Genomic DNA, 14,649 nt, shown 5'->3' with positions numbered 1-14,649 from the left:
TACCTCACGGCTCAACGAGCGCGTCGAAGCGCGAGGGGGCGTAGATGTCGGTCCGGAAGTGGGATTCCCGGCCCTCGATCCGGTCGGCGATGATTTCGGCGATCGCCGGCGAACGGACGAAGCCGGTGCCGCCATCGCCTGCCGCGATCAGCAGCCCTTCCGGCCCTGCCGGGCCGATGACGAAACGGTCGTCCGGGGTCACGGCCTCGTAGCGGACCCAGGAACGCATCAGCTCGATGCCGCGCGTGGCGGGGAAGAGGTGCATCAGCATCTCGATCGAATCGAAGACGAAGCGGCGGTCGACCTCGGGCACGGCATTGCGTCCGCTCGGGTCGCCCTGTCCGCCGGACAGGACGGTGTTGAACAGGATCTGCCCGCTCCTGGCCTGCTGGATCTGCGTGTAGCCCGCCTCGATGCCGCCGTCGGACTCACAGGCGCCGATGACTCGCAGGATGGTCGGCGGCTGCGCCGTGGTGGCGAGGCATTGGGCCTTGCGCGGCACGATCGGCAGGGTGACGCCTGCCGTCGCCGCAACGTCCGCGGTCCACGGACCGGCGGCGATGACGACATGCGGCGCCTCGACGGTACCGGTCGCGGTCGCGACGCCCCTGACCTTGCCGTTCTGGACGAGGATTCGGTCGACGGCGGTGTGCGACGCCATCGTCGCGCCGTGGTCGGCGGCATCCGCGAGCATCGCGCGGACCGCGAAGAACGGGTTCACGGTGGCCGCCTCGGGATGCCAGGTGGCGGCGACGATCGGCCCGGTCAGCCCGGGCTCGACGTCCCGCACCTCGGCCGGCGTCAGCAGGCGGGCGGCGACACCGCGCGGCGTCTCGGCCGCGATCCACGCTTCGGCCCGCGCCACATCGGCCTGGCGCAGGATGAAGGTGATCTTGCCGCTGCGGTTGTACTCGAAAGAATGGCCGAGCCTATCGTCGAGCCCGGCCCATGCGTCGCCGCACCATTTCAGCGTTTCGAGCTCGTCGAGCGAGTTCATGTGCGCGTTGATGCAGGCGAGGCTGCCGCCCGAGACGGCGCCGCCGAAGGCGCCGCGTTCGAGCAGGTGCACGGCGAGGCCCCGGCGCGCCAGGGTCGCCGCCGTCATGGCGCCGACGATGCCGCCGCCGATGACGATGGCGTCGACCGTCTTCACCATGACGTGCGCCGCGCGGCGGCGGGCGCCGCCTGCCAGAAGCGCGCGTCGACGACGTCGTCGGGTTCGACGGCGGGCGCGTGACCTTCGACGTCGCGGAGCGCCGCCAGCGCCCGTACGACATGTTCGCGGTCCGGATAGCCGAGCCCTTCGGTCAGGGTGGCGCCCTGGACCGACAGGGCGCGGATATCGGCGAGCTGGCTCGCCTGCTGTTCGCGCGTCATGTCGGGACGAAGCCGGCTGCAAAGTGCTACGGCGGCTTCCGGGTCATCGAAAGCGAGCGTCCAGCCTTCCAGGATACTGTCGACCACGGCCTGGACGATATCCGGATGGGTCGCGATCCAGTCCTTCTGCGCGACCAGGCCGTCCTTGAGCAGGCTGGCGCCATGGTCGGAGGCGCGGAACCAGACGAGTGCGTCGGCCGAGGTCTGGCCGAGTTCGGCGAGGCGATGCTCGAGCTCGTGGGCCTCGTGATAGCCGGTCATCTGGGCGCAATCGGCCTCGCCGCTGGCGAAGGCGTCGACCGTGTCGGGGACAGGCACGCGGCGGATGCCGCTGGTGTCGACGCCGGCGCGGTGCAGCATCCAGCGGATCTCGAGATCTTCCTCGCCCGGCCAGACGGCGATGCGGCAGCCGGCGAGATCCTGCACGGTTTCGATGCCGTCGGCCCGGCGGACCGGATAGACGAGCGGGCTTTCCTGCTGGATGGCGAGCAGCAGGGACAGTTGGTCCGGCGCCCGGCTTTCGACCAGGTGCGACGGGCTGGTCACGGCGAGCTGGCTCTCGCCCCGCAGGACCGCCTCGATCCCGCCGAGCGAGAAATCGAGTGGCACGCATTCGAGCGCGATGCCGCGCCGGGCGGCGATCCCGGCATGCTGGGCCAGGAGATAGCCGGCGAATTGCGCTTGGGGCTGCCAGAGAAGGCGAATGCGGATCGGGGTCATGGTGGCGTCTTCTTGCTGGCTGGCTGGACAGGCGGTGGGGAACGGGGCGCCCGAAGGGGCGCCCCGTGATGACATTAGGATTTGCAGGCGATCGACTTGCTGGCGGCGGGCGCCTTGTCCCAGAAGGCGTTGGTGAAGCCTTCCTCCAGCGGGATCTCGCTCTCGATCAGGTTGGCGGCGAGCAGCACCTTCTGGATCGTCTGCCAGGCCTCCAGGCGCGACAGGCCGAACTTGCCCTCGAGCGTCGGGCCGGCGCACATCACCATGCCCATCGCCTCGATCTGGGCGATCTGCTGGTCGCGCTTCGGCTCGTCATTGTACTTGAGCACGATGTCGGCGGCGGCGGCCGGATCGGCCAGGGCCTCCTGCCAGCCGCGCATCGTCGCGTCGACCACGGCCTGCACCTTCTCGGGATGGTTCTTGATGGTGTCTTCGGTGGTGAAGACACCGTTGCCGATCATTTCGACGCCATACTGAGCCGGATCGAGGAAGGTCAGGTCTTCCTTCTTGTAGCCCTGCTCGTAGACCTGCAGCAGCTCGTTGAACCACGTCACCTGCATGACGTCGTAGTCCTTGTTGAGCCAGCCGACGATGTCATAGGCCTGCGGGATGATCTTGACGTCGTTGACGTTGACCTTGGCCGCGCCGAGCATCGCCAGGAACTCGTGCTCGTCGCCGCCGAACCAGAGGCCGGCGCTGTGGCCCGGCATGTCCTCGGCGCGGGCGATGCCGCTGTCCTTGCGGGCGATGTAGGTGCTGGAACTGCGCTGGCCGACCTGCAGCACCATCACCAGCGGCACGCCGTTGCTGCGCGCCGTGATGACCTGGTTGGGATGACCGAGGCCGAAAGTGTCGAGGCCCTGGGCGACGGTGACGGCCGGCTTGATGTCGGGGCCGGCCGGCAGGAACTTCAGGTCGATGCCGGCTTCCTTGTAGTAGCCCTTGTCGTAGGCGACGATCGGGCCTGCGAACTGGCCCTGCACGAACCATTCGAGGCGCAGCGTGTCTTCCGCGTGGGCCGCCATCGGGATAGCCATGGCGGCGGCGAAGGCCGCCCCGGCGAACTTGCTTGTCCAAGTCGTCATCATGTTTTTCCTTGCTCTGGAGATAAGCCGTTTGCCGGTCTTGTTTTCTCTTTGGCCGTGATCAGCCGGTCTTGGCGTCGTCCCGGATCGAGCTGTGCCAGGGGATCAGCCAGCGCTCGAGCAGGGCGACGATTGCGAAGAAGACGATTCCGATGACCGCCGACATCAGCATGGCGGCCCAGAGGCGCGGCATGTTCAGCGTGCGGTAGGCGGCCATGATGACGAAGCCGAGACCCCGATCGGCCTGGACGAACTCCGCGACGATCGCGCCGATGACCGAGAAGGTCACGTTCAGCTTCAGGCCGACGAAGACATAGGGCAGCGAGCTCGGCAGGCGCATCTTCAGGAAGCGCTGCACGTCGGTGGCCGCCGCGACGTGGAACACCTGCATCACGGTGCGGTCATAGGACTGCAGGCCCTTCATCATGTTGAGGGCGAGCGGGAAGAAGGAGAGGAAGGCCGTCACCGCGATCTTCGAGACGAGGCCGTTGCCGAACCACAGGATGATGATCGGCGCGATGGCAACGACCGGGATCGTGTTGGCGGCGATGATGAAGGGCATCAGGCTGCGGGTGACGAGGCGCGAATAGGCGAAGACCGTTCCCAGGATCACGCCCATCATCGAGCCGAGGAGGAAGCCGGCGACGGCCTCCACCATGGTCACGCCGGAATGGTAGAAGATCGAGCCGCCACCGGCCCACAGCGCCTGCCAGATCCGGCTCGGCGACGGCAGGATATAGGCCGGCGTGCCGGCCCAGGTGACCCCGGCCTGCCAGACCGCGATGATCGCGATGAAGGTCAGCGTCGGCGGCAGCGCCTCGCTGACGAAGCCCGAGAGGCGGGACGGCGCTTGCGGGGGCAGGACTTCAGTGGTCTGTGTCATGAACTTCGTAGCCCTGCTCGAGTTCGGCCACGCCGAGGCGTGCGAGTGCCTGGAAGGCCGCGGAATCGCGGACGGAGAGCTGCCGCGGGCGCGGCAGGTCGATGTCGAGGATCCGCTTGATGCGGCCCGGTCGCGGCGTCATCACCACGACGCGGTCCGACAGCAGGATCGCCTCGCGGATCGAGTGGGTGACGAACAGGACCGTCATCCGCTCGCGCTGCGACAGTTCGAGCAGTTCGAGGTTCAGCCGGTCGCGCGTGATCTGGTCGAGCGCGCCGAACGGCTCGTCCATCAGCAGCAGCTTGGGCGAGGTCGACATCGCCCTGGCGATCGAGGCGCGCTGGCGCATGCCACCGGAGAGCTGGCGCGGGAAGGCGTTCTCGAACCCCTTCAGGCCGACGGTCGCGATCAGCTCGCGGGCGCGGCTCTCGCGTTCGCGACGGCCCATGCCCTCGATCTCGAGCGGCAGGGCGACGTTCTGCAGGACATCGCGCCATTCGAGCAGGGCCGAGTCCTGGAAGACGAAGCCGATCTCGCGCTTCAGCCGGGCGGTGCGCGGCGTCCGGCCACCGACCGAGCAGATGCCCTTGCGCGCCGTGATGATGTCGGAGGCGACGCGCAGCAACGTGCTCTTGCCACAGCCCGAGGGGCCGATCAGCGAGACGAACTCGCCCTCGCCGAGCGTCAGATGAATGTCGTCGAGCGCATGGACGATCTTGTCGCGGCCCGTGGCATAGGCCACGTCGATGCCGTCGAAGACCACCTGCGCCTGTCCGCCTGCCGGCGCGACGCCCTTTGCTGTCGATGTCATGGCGCCGCCTGTCATCCTTGATTCCGTTCTCATCCGTACCGTGCCCCGCCACCGAACCAGTCGTCGAAACCGGGATTGGTCCGGACCACGACGCTCCGCTTGCGCAGATAGCTCTTGAGGGCGTCCCAGCCGTTTTCCTTGCCGTAGCCGCTCTCGCCATGTCCGCCCCAGATCGAGCGCGGATCGTTCTTGTGATGGTCGTTGATCCAGACGACGCCGGCCTTGACCTTGCCGGCCAGGCGATGGGCGCGGGCGACGTCGCGCGTCCAGATCGCGGCGCCGAGCGCGAAGGGGCTGTCATTGGCGAGCGCCAGCGCCTCGGCCTCGTCCTGGAACGGGGTCACCGCCACGACGGGACCGAAGACCTCCTCGCGGAACAGGCGCATCTCGGGCCGGACGTCGGCGAAGATCGTCGGCGCGACATAGAAGCCGTCGGCGAAGAGCGCGGGCAGGTCCGGGGGCCTTCCGCCGGAAACGAGCCGGGCGCCTTCCGCCGTCGCCGCCGCGATGTGCTCGTTGGCGCGGGCGCGCGATACGGCAGAGATCACAGGGCCCATGTCGGTGCGCGGATCGGCCGGATCGCCGACGAGAAGCCGTTCGGCGCGGCGTTTCAGGGCGTCGAGGAAGCGCTCGTAGATCGGCGCGGCGACGATGAAGCGGGTCGCCGATACGCAGGTCTGCCCCGAGGCGACGAAGGCGGCGAAAGCGGCTCCCGCCGCCGCTTCATCGATGTCGACGTCGTCGAAGACGAGGATCGGCGCCTTGCCGCCGAGCTCCAGCGTGCAGGGCACCAGGCGCTCGCCGGCGGCAGCGGCGACTCGCCGGCCGGTCGCCGTGCCGCCGGTCAAGTCGATGCGCTGCACCAGCGGCTCGGCGCAGATGCGGGCTCCGGTCGCGCCGCCGCCGGTGACGACGTTGATGACGCCGGCCGGCAGACCCGCCTCGCGGCACCATTCGGCGAAGAGCAGCGTCGAGACCGGCGCCAGTTCCGACGGCTTGACCAGGCAGGTGTTGCCGGCCGCCAGCGCCGCCGCGAACTTCTTCACCAGGATCAGGATCGGGTGGTTCCACGGCGTCAGCAGGGCGCAGACGCCGAGCGGCTCGTAATGGGTGAGCGTGACGAGCCCGCCCTTGACCTGGTTCGATTCCCCTTCGAGGCCCAGCGCGATCGAGGCGAAATAGTCGAGCCACTCCGGAATGCGGCCCATCTGGGCGCGCATCTCGCGGATCGGCCGGCCGGTGACGGCGGATTCGAGTTCCGCCAGTTCGCCAGTGCGCGAGCGGATGAGCTCGCCGAGCGCGCGCAGGTGGCGGGCGCGCTCGAACGGATCGATCGCACGCCAGGTTTCGAAGCCGGCCTGTGCCGCGGCGGCGGCGGCGGCGACATCGGCATCGCCGGCATCCGGCACGGTGGCGAGCAGCGTCCGGCTGGCCGGGCTGCGGACCTCGAGGCGGTTGCCGCCGAGCGGCTTTTGCCAGGCGCCGCCATAGTGGAGGTCGTAGTGCTGGACCTGCGGGTCCGTGGCTGTCGTCACCGGCACATCTCCTTCAATTCGTCATCGGATGCCTCGGCGAACCAGAGCGCGGTCGCGGCCAGGAGCCTGGCGCCGGCATGGAGATCGTCGGGGGCTGCATATTCGGCTTCGTTGTGGCTGACGCCGCCCCGGCAGGGGATGAAGATCATGCCGGCCGGGCAGAGCGGCGCGAGATGGCGCGCGTCGTGTCCGGCCCCGGAGGCGATGTCCTGCCGGGACAGTTCGAGTTCGCCGGCGAGCGTCCGCATCACGGCGCGAAGGCCGGCGGAGAACTCGAGCGGCTGGTCGTGCAGCAATTCCGTCACCCCGACCTGACACGACCCGGCCGCGGCGCGGCAGGTCGGCGCCACGGCGTCGCCAAGCCGTTGCAACGTCGCGGCGTCCGGATGACGGAGATCGATCGAGAACACGACGCGGCCCGGAACGACGGAGGGCGCATTCGGCGACACGGTGAACCGGCCGACCGTGAAGCGGGTGACGTCATCATCGTCATGGAGCGTCGTCCGGAGCGCCGCCAGCGTGTCGACGGCCGTCATGAGCGCGTCGCGGCGGCCGCTGTGCGGGGCGGTGCCCGCATGCGCCTCGGCGCCGTCGATCTCGACGCGAAAGGTCCGCTTGCCCTGGATGCCGCTGACGATGCCGATCGGGATGCCGGCCGCCTCCAGGATCGGACCCTGCTCGATATGCGGCTCGACATAGGCGGCGACGGCGAAGCCGAGCGGGCGGCGCGGCAGCTCCGCTTCCGCAGCGGCGACGGCGTCAAGGGCCTCCGCCACGCGAACGCCGTCCGGATCCTTCAGCGCGACGATGTCTGCGAGCGCTCGCGCTCCGGAAAAGGCGGCGGAGCCCATCATGCCCGGCGCGAAGCGGGACCCTTCCTCGTTGGTCCAGGCCACCAGCTCGACCGAGCGACGGGGCCGGATGCCGGCCTCGACCATGGCCTCCAGCGCTTCCAGCGCGGCGAGCACGCCGAAGGCGCCGTCGAAACGGCCGCCGGTCGGCTGGCTGTCGATATGCGATCCGATCAATACCGGCGGCAGTTCCGGCTCACGGCCGGGCAGGCGCAGGAACAAATTGGCGATCGGATCGACCGCCGGCTCGAGCCCGATCTCGCGCCCCCAGCGCACCAGCTCGGCGCGCGCCGCGATGTCCTCGGCCGACAGCGCCTGCCGGTTGACGCCGGTCTCGCCGAAAGCGCCATGGTGGGCGAGCGCCATGTGGCGCGACCAGAGGCGATCCCGGCTGACATGCGCGTCGAGACGCTGGATGGGGGCGGCGAGCTCGGTCATTTGGTGCGCATGATCTGGGTTGGATCGGCGCGCGCGTCGCGCGGGGCCCAGGCGCCGGCCTCGACCATGGCGAGAAACTCGGCCAGCGCCGCGTTGAAGGCGGCCGGTTCCTCGAGGTTCAGCGTATGGCCAGACTTGGGCAGGACGAGCAGGCCGCAGGCCGGGATCGTCCGCTTCAGGAAGATGCCGGGCTGCAGGCAGTGATCATCCTCGTCGCCGACCATGACCAGCGTCGGGACCTGCATCTGCCGGAAGCGTTCTTCCAGTGCGTAGAGCGAGGGACGGCGGCTCTGGACGCCGCGCATCGTGTTGGCAGCGCCTTCTGCCGAGTGCTCGCCAAGCCGGTCGCGGAACTCGCTCCAGCCGCGCGGGTCCTTGTTCTGGAACTGCACGCGCGACGCGCCGGCGGCGTAGATCTCGGAGAAGGCGCGGCTGCCCTGCGAGAGGAAGTTCTGCGCGACATTCTCCGATACGCCGCGGAAATACGCCTCGTGCTCCTGCTCCGCGCCATAGCCGGTGCCGGCGGCCGTGACCGACAGGGCGCGGGCGCCATGGTCGAGACCGAAATGCAGCGCGGCGAAGCCCCCCATGGAAAGGCCGACGACATGGGCCTTGTCGATGCCGAGACCGGTCAGGACGTCGGCGATGTCCTGCGCGGCGCGGGCCTGCGAGTACGATTCCAGATCCGTCGGCACATCGGACGGCGGATAGCCGCGCGCGGCGAAGGTGATGCAGCGATGGCGCCGGGCGAAGAACCGCATTTGCGGTTCCCAGCTGCGGTGATCGCCGCCGAACTCGTGGACGAAGATCAGCGGCGTGCCGCTGCCGGCCTCTTCCGCATGCAGCTGGACGCCGTCGCTGGCGGTGATGAAGGGCATGGTCCGGCTCCGCTCAGAACAGCTCGATCGGCATGTTCATGCCGCGCGCCTCTTCGACGGCCTGCGGCAGGAACTGGCAGAATTCGTCGACCCATTCTTCCGGCACGGTGACGCTGACCTTCACGAACCGGTCGCCGAACGCCTTGGTGTGGTAGCTGCCGTGGCGGATCTGGATGTTGTGACGGTCGAGCGCCGCGACGATCGCCTCCGGCCGGATGCCGGCCTTGTCGCATTCGATGATCAGGAAGTTGCCGTTCGAGGGATAGACCGGCACGTGCAGGCCGGGGATCGCCTCGGCGGCTTCCTTGACGCGCTGCTGGTTGCGGCGCTGCGAGGCGAGCACGTTGGCGAACCACTCCTTCTTCACCTTGAGCCCGGCGATGGCGCCGCGCTGGGCCAGGATGCTGGAGCCGAGATTGTTCGGAGGCGCTGCCGCGAGCTTCGCCGCGACTTCCGGATGCGCAATCAGCGCGCCGACGCGCAGGCCGGCGAAGCCCAGCCATTTCGAGAAGCTCCACACGGTGATGGTGCGCTCGGGATAGTGCTTGGCCGCGAGATGATGCTCATAGGCGAAGTCGCGATAGGTGCTGTCGTGGATCAGATAGGCGCCGGCCTCGCGGGCGATCGCCGCGATCGCCTCGATCTCCTCCGCCGTGCAGCAGGTGCCGAGCGGATTGTTGGGATCGACGATGTAGATGACCTTGGTCCGCTCGGTCACGGCGGCGCGCAGCCGTTCCGGCGCCAGCCGGTAGCCATGCTCCTCGCCATAGATCGGGATCTGGATGACGTCGGCGCCGGCGGCCCTGGCGAAGGCCATCGGCCAGGCCCAGGTCGGGTCGGTGGTGACGAATTCGTCACCGGGGCCGCAGAGCGTCCTGACCAGGTGGTAGAGGCCCGAGACCGCGCCATCCGTGACGATCGGCGACAGGCCCTCAAGGCCGAGATCGTCGAGGATCAGCTGGCGCAGTTCCTCGAGGCCGGCCGGCGGCGCATAGGCGTGGAACTGGTCGTTCTCGATGCAGTCGACCATCGCCCGGCGCACATCCGGATGGGCGGGATAGTGGTTGGTGTTCTGGCCCATCCACCGGAGATCGGGATTGGCGACCAGGCGATCGAAGTGCTCGTTGCGCCGTTCGAAGGGCTGCATGGGGAATGGCCTCCTGTGATCCGGCGCGGTCAGATGATCGACCGACGGGAGGCGATGCCGCCGTCGATGGTGACGATGGTGCCGGTGATGTAGCCGGCCCGGACCGAGGACAGGAAGACGATCAGGTCCGCCACTTCCTCGGGCGTCGCCGGGCGCTTGCCCGGATATTTGTCGTTCAGCTCTTCCCAGCGGCTGTCGTCGCCGTACCAGTCGGTTGCCCGGCGCTTCATCATCTTGATCATGCGGTCGGTGGCGACGGGGCCGGGATTGACGCCGACGACACGGACGCCGTGGTCGAGGCTGACGCCGCCCAGCGCGCGGGTGAACGCCATCAGGCTGGCGTTGCCGGAGGCGCCGGCGATGTAGTTGGCGTCCCAGTTCTCGCCGGAATTGCCGATGTCGTTGACGATGACGCCGCTGCCGCGGGCCTGCATGCGCGGATAGAGCAGGCGGGTCAGATAGATGTAGCCATGGACCTTGAGGTCCCAGCCCTTGCGCCAGGCGGTGTCCGAAACCGACACGATGTCGCCGGCGGGAATATCGCCCGCATTGTTGACGAGGATGTCGACATCGGCGCAGGCCGCGCCAAGCTTGTCGAGGACGGCCGTGTCCGAGAGATCGCCGGCATGGACCTGAACGTCGACGCCGAACTCGCCCATGATGCTGTCGCGGTTGGCTTCCAGCTCAGGCTTCGAGCGCGCCGCCAGATGCAGCGAGCATCCTTCGGCGGCGAAGGCGCGCGCCGTCGACAGGCCGATGCCCTTGGAAGCGCCCGTGATCAGGACGCTCTTTCCCTCTAGTTCAAGCTTCATAAACTGATCCACCCTTCGTCGAACATGGTGCGCGAGGAATGGATCCTGGATGTCGTCGAGTGCAGGCGTGCACCAGCGGAGATCGCCGCCCGTGGCGACGAAATCAAAACCAAATCAACGACGTAAGTCTGTCCGTTCCCCGCAAATTATCCGTTTTGTATGCTTTATCGGATTATTGCATGCAATGACGTTAGCATTGTATGGAATGGACGCAACCAGTTTTTTGAGAAGCCCAGATTGCCGATGGACGTCCGTTTCAGCCTCGCCTTTCCGATCCATCCGCCGCCGGGTCGCGGCTCAGCCCTGTATCAATTACGCCAATCGGACCCGCGCCGCCGGACGCCCGCGGCGCGGGCCCGGCATCTTGACAAGCGCCGGCGCCTCGGGCCGGATTTCGCGTCGGGCAGGCCAAGGAGCGCGAGGCTCTCCTGGTTCGCCGCGCCCTCGAACCCGGGTTCATCCACGTGACGTCTCCGCTTCCATTGCCTGCCTCCCGCACGCGAGCGGAGAGCTTGCGCCTTCAGCTTGAGGAAGAGATCCTGACGGGGCGGCTGCGCCCGGGCGAGAAGCTCGACGAAACGCAGATCGCGGCGCGGTTCGGGCTGTCCCGCACGCCGGTGCGGGAGGCGTTCCAGGCGCTCGCCTCGGCCAATCTGGTCGAGCTTCGACCGCATCAGGGCGCCTATGTCGCAGCCTTGTCGCTGAAGGCGCTGATCGAGATGTTCGAGGTGATGGCGATCCTCGAATCGTCCTGCGCCGCCCTCGCGGCGCGGCGGCACACGCTGGAGGACCGGCAGCGGATCGCGGACTGGCAGGCGCGCTGCGAGGATCCCGTCAACAATGACGACCCACGCGCCTTCTATGACGCCAATGGCGGCCTGCACGACGCGATCTATCGCGCCAGCCACAATGAATTCCTGATCGCTCAGACGACCAGCCTGCGGCAGCGTCTGGACGCCTATCGCCACCGCGTGACCTATCATCCCGGCCTGATCGGCAAATCGAACCGGGAACACCGCGAGATCGTTGACGCGATTTTCAGCATGGATGAGGCGGAAGCGGGCAGGGCGATGCGGCAGCATCTCGTGACGCTCCGCGATGACATCACCGCCATGTTCGAGACCGGCGCTTAGGCGCCTCGATAGGCCGGCGCGGAAGCTGAGCTCCGCGCCGGTTCGCAAGGATCGGGCCGTGTCCGGGGCCGGTTCCGACTACCAGTCGGCGCCGGTGCGGATCGCCTGGGCTTCCTCGGCCGCCTTCATCTGCGCCTGCGTGAACTGCATGGCGTGGCGGCAGAGATCGGTCGAATCCGTCCAGAGATTGCGCCAGATGCCGAGAATGCCGGAAAGCGGCTCGCCGGCGACGGCGGAGGAGAAGGATTCGAAGCAGATCGGGCCTTGGTAGTTGGCCTTGACCAGGCCGCGGAAGATCTTCGTGAAGTCGATCGAGCCGGTGCCGAGATAGCCGCGGTGCGATTCACCGGTGTGGAAGTAGCCGAGATAGTCGCCGGTCTCGATGATGGCGCGCTCGGCGTCGGCTTCCTCGATGTTCATGTGGTAGCAGTCGAGGTGCACCTTCACGTTCGGCATGCCGACGCGCTTGCAGAGCTCGACGCCCTGGGCGGCCGTGTTGATGACGTTTGTCTCGTAGCGGTTCACCACCTCAAGGCCGAGCGTGATGTTGCTCTTGGCGGCTTCCTCCGCCACCCGCCGCAGCACCTCGACGGCGCCGGCGACGCCGTCGGGCGTGGCTGGCGTAAAGTATTTCTGGAAGCCGGAATAGAGGATGCCGGTGATGTGGGTGCCGCCGAGGTCGCGCGTCGTCGAGACCACCTTCATCAGCTGCGCCTCGCCGCGCGCCTTCTTGTCGGCGTCGCCCGAGGAGATGTCGCAGCTGTCGTCGAGGCCGAGCGACGTCGTGATGCCGATGCCGTGCTTTTCCAGCGCCTTCACCGTGAAGGGGATGTCGATCCGCGACGGATCGAGGGCCGGAGCCTCGATGTAGTCGTAGCCGAGCGACGCGGTGCTGGCGATGGCGCGCTCCGCCTCGCCATGGCTCCAGCCGCCGACCCAGACCTGCGCGTGGACGCCGAGCTTGTTCTTCATGGTCATTCCTCCCTCGTTTCCAATCCAATGGGGCCGTCGGCCCCGATGAACCCTGTCCTAGATTGCCGGGGGCGCCGTCGAAGCGCGCTGATGCAGCTCGCAGCGCAGCGCGACATGGACGGGACGGCTGTCCTCGCCCTCGATCCGCGCCTTGAGGCGCTCCCAGATCTTCGCGCCGATCTCCTCCACCGGCTGGCGGATCGCGGTCAGCGGCGTCGCCCGCGCCCGCATCCAGGCATAGTCGTCGAAGCCGATCAGCGAGATCTGGTGCGGGATGGCGATGTTGCGCTCGGCGAGCGCCGCGAGGGCGCCCAGCGTGGTGAAGTTCGTCAGCGCCAGGATGGCGGTCGGGTGCGGGTGGGCATCGAGCCAGCCGCCGATCCGCGTCGCGGCCAGGGCGGCGTCGCCGCCGGCCTCGATCACCGGCGCCGGCGGCAGGCCGTGCTGGTCGAGCACCGTGTTGGCGCCCGTGCAGCGCGCGCGCATGTTGGCGAGGCGAAGCTCCGAGGCGGCGATCAGGATGGCGCGATGGCTGTTCTCGACGAGATGGCGCATGCCGATGGCGCCGGCGTCGAAATTGTCGACCGACACCGTGTCGGCGGTCGGATCCTGCGTGATGCGGTCGGCGATGACATAGGGAACGCGGGCCCGCTCGATCAGCGCGCGGGGGGCAAAGGAATCCGAGCAGGGGACGACCACCAGCCCGGCCGGTCGCCAGGCGAGGATCGCGGCGAGGCGGGATTGCTCCGTCGCGTCCGAGCCGTTGGAGCTGGCGACGATGATCTCGTAGCCCTGGTCGCGCAGGCAGGCTTCGATCGCCGAGACCAGCGAGGTGAAGAACGGGTTGTCGAGATCGGGCACCAGAACCGCGATGATCCGCGCCTTGCCGGTCCTGAGCAGGGCGGCGGCGCGGTCTGCCTGGTAGCCGAGCGCCTCGACGGCTTCGCGCACCCGCTCCGCCAGCGCCGCGTTGACCGGCCGGCTGCCATTCAGGACGTTCGAGACGGTGCCGGGCGAGACGCCGGCGCGCTCGGCGACGTCGCGGATGGAAGCGGGCTTCTTGGGCACGGATCACGCCTGCTGAGGATGGATAAATCGATTTACGTAAATCGTTTTATCTCGTTGATTTCATCCTAGCAAGGTCGCGCTCGTTCGGCGCAGGGTCACTCGCCGGTCAGGTCGAGGCTCGCCGCCCGCTCGCGCAATTGCGCGAGCAGGGCCAGCCGACGTTCTTGCGGCGTATCGACCGGCAGGACGAAGCAGAGCGTCAGCGGGACGCCGCCGCGCGCATCCCGGATCGGCGCGGCGAGACACCAGGTGAAGCGGTCGGCCAGGCCGGCGCTTTCGCTGTAGCCCTGCCGGCGCGCCAGCGCGATATCGGCGAGGAATTCATCCTGCGGAATGACGCGACCGTCCGGCAGGCGGTAATCCTCGGCCGGCACGAAGGCGCGCACCGCCGCGTCGCTCATATGCGTCAGCAGCAAGCGGCCCGACGCGGTCCACGGAATTGGCACCTCGACGCCGACCTGGCTCGAAATCCGGAACGGGCCGGTCGAATCGCGGCAGTCGAGCACGACATATTTGTTGCCGCGCAGCGCGCAGAGCTGGGCCGTCTCGCCCGTCTCGGCGGCGAGCCGGTCGAGCGCCTCGACGATGCGCGGGTAGTGGGCGTTGTGATGGCTGTAGGCCCAGCCGAACAGATGCATGGCGCGGCCGAAATAGACATGGCCGTCGCCGCCCACCGTCTCCAGCATGTCCGCCTCGAGCAGGCGGTTGACGATCTCGTAGGTGGTCGAGCGCGGCGCGCCGATCAGGCGGGCGATGTCGCCGACCCGCATCGGCGCGCGCTGGCGGAGCAAGGCCTCCAGCAGAATGATCACCCGGTCGATGCCGCGCTTGCGCTCGCCCCCTGTCGATGCCGCAGCCTCTTGCCGCGTTTCGTTGAGATGCGCCGTTTCCCTCATGTCAGGCCTGCTCGTTCATGTATCGGGTTGGCGTCTGCAAGAC

The 14,649-nt window shown here is 68.2% G+C and carries 14 protein-coding genes; 1 reads left to right on the top strand and 13 read right to left on the bottom strand.

What is annotated here, in order from left to right; all coding sequences use genetic code 11:
* Positions 1-4: 4 nt before the first annotated feature.
* From G539_RS0119715 to G539_RS0119660, 10 genes are all read right to left on the bottom strand, one after another.
* Positions 5-1,156 carry an NAD(P)/FAD-dependent oxidoreductase gene (locus tag G539_RS0119715; protein ID WP_029076723.1) on the bottom strand — a complete coding sequence of 384 codons (1,152 nt, stop codon included), beginning with the start codon at positions 1,154-1,156 and terminating at the stop codon, positions 5-7.
* On the bottom strand, positions 1,150-2,097 hold the full coding sequence (locus G539_RS0119710) for an ABC transporter substrate-binding protein (protein ID WP_029076722.1): 948 nt from the start codon (positions 2,095-2,097) through the stop codon (positions 1,150-1,152). The genes G539_RS0119715 and G539_RS0119710 overlap by 7 nt, the downstream gene beginning before the upstream one ends.
* Before the next feature lie 74 nt (positions 2,098-2,171).
* A complete protein-coding gene (locus G539_RS0119705) occupies positions 2,172-3,182 on the bottom strand; it encodes an ABC transporter substrate-binding protein (protein WP_169516673.1) in 1,011 nt (336 codons plus the stop codon).
* Positions 3,183-3,243: 61 nt separating this feature from the next.
* Entirely contained in the window at positions 3,244-4,065 is an 822-nt protein-coding gene (locus G539_RS25555; RefSeq protein WP_051231704.1) for an ABC transporter permease, read from the bottom strand.
* On the bottom strand, positions 4,049-4,876 hold the full coding sequence (locus G539_RS25550; protein ID WP_051231820.1) for an ABC transporter ATP-binding protein: 828 nt from the start codon (positions 4,874-4,876) through the stop codon (positions 4,049-4,051). The genes G539_RS25555 and G539_RS25550 overlap by 17 nt, the downstream gene beginning before the upstream one ends.
* A 29-nt stretch (positions 4,877-4,905) precedes the next feature.
* Entirely contained in the window at positions 4,906-6,411 is a 1,506-nt protein-coding gene (locus G539_RS0119685) for an aldehyde dehydrogenase family protein (protein WP_210162832.1), read from the bottom strand.
* A complete protein-coding gene (locus G539_RS0119680; RefSeq protein WP_029076719.1) occupies positions 6,408-7,700 on the bottom strand; it encodes a hydantoinase/carbamoylase family amidase in 1,293 nt (430 codons plus the stop codon). Before G539_RS0119680 ends, G539_RS0119685 begins: the two co-directional genes overlap by 4 nt.
* Entirely contained in the window at positions 7,697-8,578 is an 882-nt protein-coding gene (locus tag G539_RS0119675; protein ID WP_029076718.1) for an alpha/beta fold hydrolase, read from the bottom strand. Before G539_RS0119675 ends, G539_RS0119680 begins: the two co-directional genes overlap by 4 nt.
* A gap of 13 nt (positions 8,579-8,591) precedes the next feature.
* Positions 8,592-9,725: a pyridoxal phosphate-dependent aminotransferase gene (locus tag G539_RS0119670; RefSeq protein WP_029076717.1), complete on the bottom strand. Its 1,134-nt coding sequence runs from the start codon at positions 9,723-9,725 to the stop codon at positions 8,592-8,594.
* 29 nt (positions 9,726-9,754) lie between these two features.
* Entirely contained in the window at positions 9,755-10,537 is a 783-nt protein-coding gene (locus G539_RS0119660; protein WP_029076716.1) for an SDR family oxidoreductase, read from the bottom strand.
* A gap of 512 nt (positions 10,538-11,049) precedes the next feature.
* Here G539_RS0119660 and G539_RS0119655 point away from each other — a divergent pair.
* Positions 11,050-11,670, top strand: a complete 621-nt coding sequence (locus tag G539_RS0119655; protein WP_051231698.1) for a GntR family transcriptional regulator — start codon at positions 11,050-11,052, stop codon at positions 11,668-11,670.
* A gap of 78 nt (positions 11,671-11,748) precedes the next feature.
* Here the strand turns inward: G539_RS0119655 and G539_RS0119650 are convergent, their stop codons facing one another.
* From G539_RS0119650 to G539_RS0119640, 3 genes are all read right to left on the bottom strand, one after another.
* Positions 11,749-12,648, bottom strand: a complete 900-nt coding sequence (locus G539_RS0119650; RefSeq protein ID WP_035831620.1) for a sugar phosphate isomerase/epimerase family protein — start codon at positions 12,646-12,648, stop codon at positions 11,749-11,751.
* A 51-nt stretch (positions 12,649-12,699) separates the two neighbouring features.
* On the bottom strand, positions 12,700-13,710 hold the full coding sequence (locus G539_RS0119645; protein WP_029076713.1) for a LacI family DNA-binding transcriptional regulator: 1,011 nt from the start codon (positions 13,708-13,710) through the stop codon (positions 12,700-12,702).
* Positions 13,711-13,805: 95 nt separating this feature from the next.
* Positions 13,806-14,606, bottom strand: coding sequence for an IclR family transcriptional regulator (locus tag G539_RS0119640; protein ID WP_029076712.1), 801 nt, complete (start codon positions 14,604-14,606; stop codon positions 13,806-13,808).
* Between the last annotated feature and the right edge of the window lie 43 nt (positions 14,607-14,649).

Source organism: Kaistia adipata DSM 17808 (genome assembly GCF_000423225.1).
In the GTDB taxonomy this organism is placed as follows: domain Bacteria; phylum Pseudomonadota; class Alphaproteobacteria; order Rhizobiales; family Kaistiaceae; genus Kaistia; species Kaistia adipata.
This window is presented reverse-complemented; position numbering and strand designations above follow the sequence as displayed.

Bases quoted from the DNA above. Each gene is read 5' to 3' on its own strand.
- G539_RS0119715 (WP_029076723.1), bottom strand. From the start codon at position 1,156: ATGGTGAAGACGGTCGACGCCATCGTCATCGGCGGCGGCATCGTCGGC.
- G539_RS0119710 (WP_029076722.1), bottom strand. From the start codon at position 2,097: ATGACCCCGATCCGCATTCGCCTTCTCTGGCAGCCCCAAGCGCAATTC.
- G539_RS0119705 (WP_169516673.1), bottom strand. From the start codon at position 3,182: ATGACGACTTGGACAAGCAAGTTCGCCGGGGCGGCCTTCGCCGCCGCC.
- G539_RS25555 (WP_051231704.1), bottom strand. From the start codon at position 4,065: ATGACACAGACCACTGAAGTCCTGCCCCCGCAAGCGCCGTCCCGCCTC.
- G539_RS25550 (WP_051231820.1), bottom strand. From the start codon at position 4,876: ATGACATCGACAGCAAAGGGCGTCGCGCCGGCAGGCGGACAGGCGCAG.
- G539_RS0119680 (WP_029076719.1), bottom strand. From the start codon at position 7,700: ATGACCGAGCTCGCCGCCCCCATCCAGCGTCTCGACGCGCATGTCAGC.
- G539_RS0119675 (WP_029076718.1), bottom strand. From the start codon at position 8,578: ATGCCCTTCATCACCGCCAGCGACGGCGTCCAGCTGCATGCGGAAGAG.
- G539_RS0119670 (WP_029076717.1), bottom strand. From the start codon at position 9,725: ATGCAGCCCTTCGAACGGCGCAACGAGCACTTCGATCGCCTGGTCGCC.
- G539_RS0119660 (WP_029076716.1), bottom strand. From the start codon at position 10,537: ATGAAGCTTGAACTAGAGGGAAAGAGCGTCCTGATCACGGGCGCTTCC.
- G539_RS0119650 (WP_035831620.1), bottom strand. From the start codon at position 12,648: ATGACCATGAAGAACAAGCTCGGCGTCCACGCGCAGGTCTGGGTCGGC.
- G539_RS0119640 (WP_029076712.1), bottom strand. From the start codon at position 14,606: ATGAGGGAAACGGCGCATCTCAACGAAACGCGGCAAGAGGCTGCGGCA.